Origin of the sequence: Haematobacter sp., from assembly GCF_032102465.1 — a bacterium.
Lineage (GTDB): Bacteria > Pseudomonadota > Alphaproteobacteria > Rhodobacterales > Rhodobacteraceae > Haematobacter.
In genome coordinates this window covers 28634-36149 of sequence record NZ_DAMDHB010000037.1, presented here as the reverse complement: position 1 = coordinate 36149, position 7516 = coordinate 28634, and the positions used below count along the sequence as shown (strand labels likewise).

Annotated in this window: 10 protein-coding genes and 1 pseudogene; 3 read left to right on the top strand and 8 right to left on the bottom strand. The window is 68.8% G+C overall.

Annotated features, from left to right (window positions below; genetic code table 11):
• From RT513_RS17415 to RT513_RS17380, 8 genes and pseudogenes are all read right to left on the bottom strand, one after another.
• Positions 1-247, bottom strand: a pseudogene (locus tag RT513_RS17415) (hypothetical protein); the annotation flags it as partial.
• Positions 248-254: 7 nt separating this feature from the next.
• Positions 255-740 carry a protein TolR gene (tolR, locus tag RT513_RS17410; RefSeq protein WP_290685029.1) on the bottom strand — a complete coding sequence of 162 codons (486 nt, stop codon included), beginning with the start codon at positions 738-740 and terminating at the stop codon, positions 255-257.
• Positions 741-743: 3 nt separating this feature from the next.
• A complete protein-coding gene (gene tolQ, locus RT513_RS17405) occupies positions 744-1448 on the bottom strand; it encodes a protein TolQ (protein ID WP_088216984.1) in 705 nt (234 codons plus the stop codon).
• A 113-nt stretch (positions 1449-1561) separates the two neighbouring features.
• Positions 1562-1975: a tol-pal system-associated acyl-CoA thioesterase gene (ybgC, locus tag RT513_RS17400; protein ID WP_088216983.1), complete on the bottom strand. Its 414-nt coding sequence runs from the start codon at positions 1973-1975 to the stop codon at positions 1562-1564.
• Positions 1972-2586, bottom strand: a complete 615-nt coding sequence (locus RT513_RS17395) for a hypothetical protein (protein WP_290685026.1) — start codon at positions 2584-2586, stop codon at positions 1972-1974. The genes ybgC and RT513_RS17395 overlap by 4 nt, the downstream gene beginning before the upstream one ends.
• Before the next feature lie 67 nt (positions 2587-2653).
• Complete coding sequence (locus tag RT513_RS17390) at positions 2654-3784, bottom strand: CCA tRNA nucleotidyltransferase (protein ID WP_313534194.1); 1131 nt, start codon at positions 3782-3784, stop codon at positions 2654-2656.
• Positions 3774-4418 carry a CoA pyrophosphatase gene (locus RT513_RS17385; RefSeq protein WP_290688814.1) on the bottom strand — a complete coding sequence of 215 codons (645 nt, stop codon included), beginning with the start codon at positions 4416-4418 and terminating at the stop codon, positions 3774-3776. The genes RT513_RS17390 and RT513_RS17385 overlap by 11 nt, the downstream gene beginning before the upstream one ends.
• Positions 4408-5430, bottom strand: a complete 1023-nt coding sequence (locus RT513_RS17380) for an Hsp33 family molecular chaperone HslO (protein WP_290688816.1) — start codon at positions 5428-5430, stop codon at positions 4408-4410. The genes RT513_RS17385 and RT513_RS17380 overlap by 11 nt, the downstream gene beginning before the upstream one ends.
• Before the next feature lie 80 nt (positions 5431-5510).
• Between RT513_RS17380 and RT513_RS17375 the strand changes: the two genes are divergently transcribed.
• From RT513_RS17375 to RT513_RS17365, 3 genes are all read left to right on the top strand, one after another.
• Positions 5511-5966, top strand: coding sequence for an NUDIX domain-containing protein (locus RT513_RS17375; protein WP_088216978.1), 456 nt, complete (start codon positions 5511-5513; stop codon positions 5964-5966).
• Positions 5967-6111: 145 nt separating this feature from the next.
• The gene (locus tag RT513_RS17370) at positions 6112-6576 is read left to right on the top strand and encodes a RidA family protein (RefSeq protein WP_088216977.1); all 465 of its coding nucleotides are present in this window, start codon (positions 6112-6114) and stop codon (positions 6574-6576) included.
• Complete coding sequence (locus RT513_RS17365; protein ID WP_088216985.1) at positions 6576-7364, top strand: glycerophosphodiester phosphodiesterase family protein; 789 nt, start codon at positions 6576-6578, stop codon at positions 7362-7364. Before RT513_RS17370 ends, RT513_RS17365 begins: the two co-directional genes overlap by 1 nt.
• The last annotated feature ends 152 nt before the right edge of the window (positions 7365-7516 follow it).

Sequence of the window (7516 nt, the reverse complement as noted above, 5' to 3'; positions counted from 1 at the left end):
CAGGCCTTGTTTCGGGCCGGGTCGCGGGCGGGGCGGAGGTGGCGGGCGCCTCGCTCGCCACGGAGGGCGCCGGCGCGGCGGCGACCATGGCGTCGTATTCCTCGCCGGAAATGATCGACACATCCGCAACCTGCGGCGTCATCGGGCTTTCCGGCGTCGAAAAGAATCCGCCCAGCATCACCCAGCCGATCAGGCCGATATGGCCGATCGCCGAAACCTTGGTGCCGGTATCCAACCGCTCGAACATGCCGGACCTAGTTCGCCGCCCGTCGGCCGCCGAAGGCCGGGCCACCCGAATCGGTCACCAGCCCGATGTTGGAGAATCCGCCCGCATTCAGCGCGCCCATCACCTGCACGACCCGCTCATACGGGATGGAGCCATCGGCCCGCAGAAAGACCTTGTTGTCCCGCCGCTCCGCCGCGATGGCCTGCAGCTTCGGCAGCAGTTCCTCCTCCGGCGTCATGGTGTTCTGGATCGCAAGCCCCCCATCGGCGGTGAGCGTGACCGTCAACGGCTCCTCCTGCTCCTGCGGGAGCGCGGCGGCGGCGGTCTGCGGCAGTTGCACGGGCACCCCCACCGTCAGCATCGGCGCGGCCACCATGAAAATGATGAGCAGCACGAGCATCACGTCCACAAAGGGCGTGACGTTGATTTCCGACATAGCGCCCGAACGGCCCCGGCCGCGGCGTCTGCCCCGGCGCTTGCCGCCACCGCCACCCGGCATGACCCCGACCCCCATCGCTCAGGCCGCCTGCGCGTCGAGCTGGCGGGACAGGATCGTGGCGAATTCATCGGCGAAAGCCTCATATCCGCCGAGTATCCGGTCACTGTCCGCGCTGAGCTTGTTGTAGAAGATCACCGCCGGAACAGCCGCGACGAGGCCGACGGCCGTGGCCAGCAGCGCCTCCGCGATCCCCGGCGCCACGACGGCGAGGTTGGTGTTCTGGGCGATGGCGATCTGCTCGAAGGAGTGCTTGATCCCCCAGACGGTGCCGAACAGCCCAACGAAGGTCGCGGTCGCGCCGACCGTGGCAAGGAAGGATAGGCCCGAGGTGAGCGATTCCGCCTCCTTCGCGATGGCCACATCCATGGACCGGTCGATCCGCGCCTGCGCGCCGGGGATCAGCACCCCGTCCTGCCGGTGAGAGCGGCGCCATTCCAGCATTCCGGCGGCGAAGATGCGCTCCGACGCGCCCTGCGGATTGGGACCGATCCGGTCGTAAAGCTCGTCGAGCGGCTCACCGGACCAGAAGGCCTGGTCGAACTCCGCCGCCTCCGCCCGCGCGGCGCGATACATCAGGAACTTGCGCACGATGATCGCCCAGGACCAGAAGGAGGCGAAAAGCAGCGCCAGCATCACCAGCTGCACCACGATCGTGGCGCGGGCAAAGAGCGCAAGCACGGAGAAGTCGATCTCCTGCGCCATGGCGAGGGTTTGGGTTTCCATCACTGTCCTGCTCGTCTGGGTTTTTTGGCCGCGTCGTTCCGCGCGGCTTTCGATTACACCGATTCTACCGCGAATGCAGGCAAATTGCCAACACAGGCGCGTGATTTGGCATGTCAGCCCGGCTTCTCGCCGGCCGCATGGCTCAAGGCCGCGCGCAGCCCGGCCGGAAGGCGCACCGGACGCCCCGCCGCGCCGATGCAGACAAGCCGCACGCGGGCCGTGAAAAGCGCCTCCGCGCCCCTGAGGACGGTCTGGTGAAGATGCAGGCTCGCCCCTTCCAGCCGGTCGAGCCGCGTCTCCACCACCAGTTCGTCGTCAAATACGGCGGGCTTCAGGAAATCGTTCTCCATCCAGCGGACGGCAAAGACCGTGCCCGTCTCCGCCTTCATCCGGCGCTGGTCGATACCCAGCGAGCGGACCCATTCGCTCCGCGCGCGTTCGATGAACTTCAGGTAGTTGGCGTGATAGACGATGCCGCCGAAATCGGTGTCCTCGTAATAGACGCGGAGGGCGAAGAGATGGCTCATGCCGCCACCCGCGCCGCGAGCCGGAGCGCATGAGAGGGGTCGCTGGCGGCAACCGGCATCACCGGATCATAGGCCGCACGGATCACGCCCGCGATCTCGGGACGGAGGACCGCATGGCCCGCCGCCAGCGCGAGCGGCCCCTGCGGGAAGGCGCCTTCCGCCCAGAGCAGCATCAGATGCGCCATCTCGTTCAGCGCCAGCGTGTCCGCCGGAATATCTGCCAGCGCGCCCTCGATACGCAGGACGGAAACGGCGGCCCGGATCGCGCCGTCCGCCTCGAACCGGAAGGCCCGGTAGTGATGCGCCCCTTCCGCCGACAACCGCGCCGCAAGCGGCCCGAGGTCGGGCAGCAGGCCATCCAGATCGGGCACCGCAAGCAACTCGTGCCACTCGCGGCAGAAGAACACGAACAGGTTCGCGCCCATCTCCGGGTCGGTTTCCGCCATGCGGTGCCGGGCGAGCAGCACCATGGCCTCCACCGCGCCCTTGAAAGTGGCGAGCGTGGCATCGTCCGCCCCGAAGACGACGGGCACGATCGGCCTGCTCCACCGGGCAAAGCGGTAGCTGCCGTCTTGATGTGTGAACAGGCGCGCGACCGCGTCCGGGGTCATCGGGCGTCTCCCTTGCTGGCGGCGGGCATAGGCGGAAGCGGGCGGCTTCGCAAGCGGTCCGAAAGCGTCAGTCCGCCAGCAGGTTGCGCCGGTCGAGGGTGAAGCCGCTGGCGATCCAGCGATCCCGCAGCTCTGCCAGCCGCTGGCCAAGCGCGGGGCCGGTCAGGGGGGCCAGATCCACGGCGCGGACGGGGAAATCGGCGGCCTCTCCCCGCGCGGCCTCCTCCAGCCATCCCTGCGGGAGCGGTGCGCCGATGCTTGCGGACCGGACGAGGCCGATGTCCCGCGCCGCGGCAGCGCCGTGATGATAGCCGAGCGCGCCCGGCAGACCCTCCGCCTCGCGCAGCAGGCGCAGGCGGCGGGCCTCCTCCCGCGTCAGGCGCAGGCCCTCCGTCTCGCCGCCCAGCACCGCCAGACGCCGGAGCCAGTCGGGGGGCAGCGCCCCCTCCAGATGCACGAGCGGGGCGAGCGCGCGGGGATCGGCACCCGGCAGCACCTGTGCCAGAACACCCGCCGCCGCCATGCTGGCCACGGCGGGCGCGGGGTCGGGCGCGGCGAGCAGGCGGCGAAGCTCCATCGTCACCCGCTCCCGCGACAGGGTCGAAAGTCCCCCGGCCAGCGCAGCACAGGCGGCCAGTCCCTCCGGGTCCGGCCCGTCCGTGCCATAGCGCGCGAAGAAGCGGAAAAACCGCAGGATACGCAGATAATCCTCCCGGATACGGGCCTCTGCGTCACCCACGAACCGCACGCGGCCCGCCCGCAGGTCGGGAAGGCCGCCCAGCGGGTCGATGACCTCCCCTTCCCGCGTGGCATAAAGGGCGTTCATGGTGAAATCCCGCCGCGCCGCATCCTCGGCCAGATCGGTGGAGAAGGCCACGCGGGCATGGCGCCCGTCCGTCTCCTCATCGCGGCGGAAGGTCGTGACCTCGTGGCCGATCCCGCCGGAAACGACGGTGATGGTGCCGTGGTCGATGCCGGTCGGTACGGCGCGCAGCCCCGCCGCCTGCGCCGCGGCAATGGTTGCCTCGGGCGCCGCATCGGTGGCCATGTCCACATCCGCGACCGGCAGGCCCATCAGCGCATTGCGCACACAGCCGCCCACAGCCAGAATGCGATGCTCCCGATCCTCCAGCGCGGCAAAGACCGCCTGCGTCTCCGGGCGGGCAAGCCATGCGCCAGAGATCCGGTCAGCGGCCATTCCCGGCCTCCATCCGTCGGGCGAGCGCCATGAGCATCCGCGCCGTCGCCCCCCAGATGTAATAGGGACCATAGGGGATCACGTAATAGCTGCGGAATTCGTTGCGCCAACGGCGCTTCTCGATCCGGTAGAGGCGCGGATCGGCGAGGCGGGACAGCGGGACGGTGAACACCTCCTCCACCTCGCCGGGCTCCGGGCGGACGACGAAGGGGGCGCGGATCTCGCCCACGACCGGATGGACGAGGTAGCCGGTGACCGTCTCATGCACCGGCAGATGTCCGAGAATCGCCACGCTGGTGGGCGGAAGCCCGATCTCCTCTTCCGCCTCGCGGACCGCGGCAGAGGGGGCATCGGCATCCCCGGGGTCGATCTTGCCGCCCGGAAAGGCGATCTGGCCGGGATGATGCGCGAGGTGGGAGGACCGCTTGGTCAGGATGACCTCCAGCCCCGCCGGACGGTGGAGCAGCGGGATCAGCACCGCGGCCTCGCGCAGGCGCCGCCCTTCGGGCAGCACGACTTGCGGGTTGAGGTCGAAATCGCTCGACCCCTCCGGCAGATCGACGGACAGGGCGGACCGCACCCGGCCCAGCGGGTCGGATGCGGCCGGGAAAGACGCGGTGGCCTCAGCGGTCATTCTTGCCGTCACCGCCCGCGACATCCTCGGGCGTGATCTCCGCCTCGAAGCCCAGCGTCCGGGGATCGAACTCGTAATGCGCGCCGCAGAACTGGCAGTCGGCGGTCACGATCCCTTCCGGCGTGGTCATGTGGCGGATGTCCTTGGCCGAATAGATCGACAGGCTCTGGCGGACACGATCCTCCGAGCAGGTGCAGCCGAACTTCACCGGCTGGGCGTCATAGACGCGCGGGCCTTCCTCGTGGAAGAGCCGCACCAGAAGGTCCGTCGGATGCACGCTCGGCCCCACCAGCTCCATGTCCTCGACCGTGTCGAGCAGATAGTTGGCACGGCTCCAGTTCTCCTCCTCATCCCCGTCGAGTATGTCCACGGGGCGCAGCAGGCCGCCCTCTCCCGATCCGCCATCCTTGGCGAAGGGGGAGCTTTTCGGCATGTGCTGGAGCATGACGCCGCCCGCGCGCCAGCGCTCGGGAGCGCCCGGAAGCCGGCTGCGCCCGAAGGTCACCGAAAACCGCGTCGGCAACTGCTCCGACTGGGCGAAATACGTCTCCGCGCAGGCAGCGAGCGACCCGCCCGCGATGGGAGTGATCCCCTGATAGGGGGTGGTGCCCGGCCCCTGGTCGATCAGGATGGCGAAGTAGCCCTTGCCGATCTGGCTGAAGGGATCGACATCCTCCCTGAGCCGCTCTGCATCGAAACTCGCATAGGCGCGGATGCGGGCAGGCATGCCGTCTTCCGTCGGGGCATAGTAGTCGGTCGCGATGAGCCGCGCCGGACCATCGCCACGGATCTGGAGCGAGAGCTTCCAGCGCAGCTTGATCGTCTGGCCGATCATCGCGGTCAGCATCACGGCCTCGGCCACCAGCGCCTCGATGGAGGCGGGATGGTCGTGCTGCTTCAGAACATCGTCGAGCACCCCGTCAAGCCGGGCGACCCGGCCGCGGATGTCGGAGCGGTCAAGTTGAAATGGAAGGACGGTATCGTCCCAGGCGATCTGAGATCCAAGAGTCATGGGGTTTCCTTGCGCGTCGCGCCTTGGCATACCGCCCTATATAGGGAACCCGTGCGGGGGACCAAGGGCAAGGATGACCCATGATACGACGGATCGGTGAACCGGTTAGGGCGGATCGGCGTTACAGGCTCAGGCCTGGGGCCTATGCAATGCTGGTTCTGGGCGACAGTCTGCTGATGACCTTTCAGGCGGAACCGACGCCGGAACTGCAACTTCCGGGCGGCGGCGTGGATCCCGGCGAATCGCCCGTCCGCGCCCTCCACCGGGAGGTGATGGAGGAAACCGGCTGGACCATCGCCGCCCCCCGGCGGGTCGGGGCCTATCGGCGCTTCACCTACATGCCGGAATACGACCGCTGGGCGGAAAAGCTCTGCGCCATCTACATCGCCCGGCCTGTTCTGCGCCGCGGCGAGCCGACGGAGCCGGGGCATACCGCGCTCTGGCTGCCTGTGGCCGATGCCCCGGAGATGGCTGCGAACGAGGGCGAGCGGCTGTTTCTGGAGCAGCTCGCAGCGGGCCTGATTCCGCCGCCCTGATATCCATCAGACACCGGCCCCGAGAGACTGTCCAAGGCGGATGTCATGCCAAAGGGGGTTCCGCGCCCCGGCGCAACCGGATAGCCTCCCGCCCGCAATGCGGCGCGCGGCAATGGCTGCGCGCCCCAAAGGAAGGGAGCCCCTCATGGCCGGAAAGATCGAGACGAAACTCGCCGAACTGGGTGTCACGCTGCCGGAGGCGCCTGTGCCCGCGGCCAATTATGTGCCCTATGTGCTGACCGGCAATCAGGTCTATGTCTCCGGGCAGATCAGCCAGGGGCCGGAGGGTCTCATCACCGGCAAGCTCGGCGGCGGTCTGGATGTGGCGGCGGGGGCTGCGGCGGCGAAAGCCTGCGCGATCAGCCTGCTGGCGCAGCTGAAGGCGGCCTGCGGCGGCGATCTGGACCGGCTCGCTCGCGTGGTGAAGCTGACCGGCTTCGTCAACTCCACGCCCGAGTTCACCGATCAGCCCAAGGTCATCAACGGTGCCTCCGATTTCCTTGTCGAAGCGCTCGGCGATCAGGGCCGTCATGCCCGCTCCGCCGTGTCGGCAGCCTCGCTCCCGCTTGGCGTTGCGGTGGAGATCGAGGCGATCTTCGAGGTGCGATGATGACGGCAATCCCGCTGCCCCGCGTCGCCCTCCCCGCCGACTTCCTGCGCATCCCCATCGCGCATCGGGGCCTGCACGACATGGCAGAGGGCCGGGCGGAGAACTCGCTCTCCGCCGCGCGGGCGGCGATGGTCGCGGGTTACGGGATCGAGCTGGACCTGCAGCTCTCCGCCGACGGTCAGGCGATGGTGTTCCATGACGAAAGGCTCACCCGCCTGACCCAGCATACCGGCTGGCTGCGGGAGCGGACGGCAGCGGAACTGGGAACCATGCTGCTCAAGGGCGGCACGGACGAGATCCCGACCTTCGCCAAACTTCTGGAGGTGGTGGCGGGCCGCGTGCCGCTTCTGGTGGAGATAAAGGACCAGTCCCGCGCCTCCAGCGAGGATGTGGGCGAACTGGAGCAGGCGGCCGCGGCCGCGCTGGAAGGTTATGGCGGGCCGGTGGCGATCATGTCGTTCAACCCGGCTTCCGTCATCGCCTTCGGGGCGCTGCGCCCCGATCTGCCCCGTGGCCTCATCACCTGCTCCTACGACCCGGATGAATGGGACAAGCTCTCTCCCGAAACCTGCGCCCGCCTGCGCGCCATCCCGGATTACGATGCGGCGGGGGCCTCCTTCATTTCCCACCAGCGGTCCGATCTGGGGCGCGCGCGGGTGGCGGAACTGAAGGCGGCTGGCGCGTCGGTCCTGACATGGACTGTCCGCAGCGCAGAGGAGGAGGCGGAGGCACGCCGCGTCGCCGAGAACATCACCTTTGAGGATTATCTGCCCGTCATCCCCGCCTGAGGCGTCGCCGTCGGAAACCGTTGCGGCCCGCCGGAAGGCAGGCCGCAATCGATCTGCCGCATGCTGCCGACCCTCTCTCCAGCGAAAAAAGACAGCATGCGGTGCGGTGCGGTGCGGTGCGGTGCGGTGCGGTGCGGTGCGGTGCGGTGCGG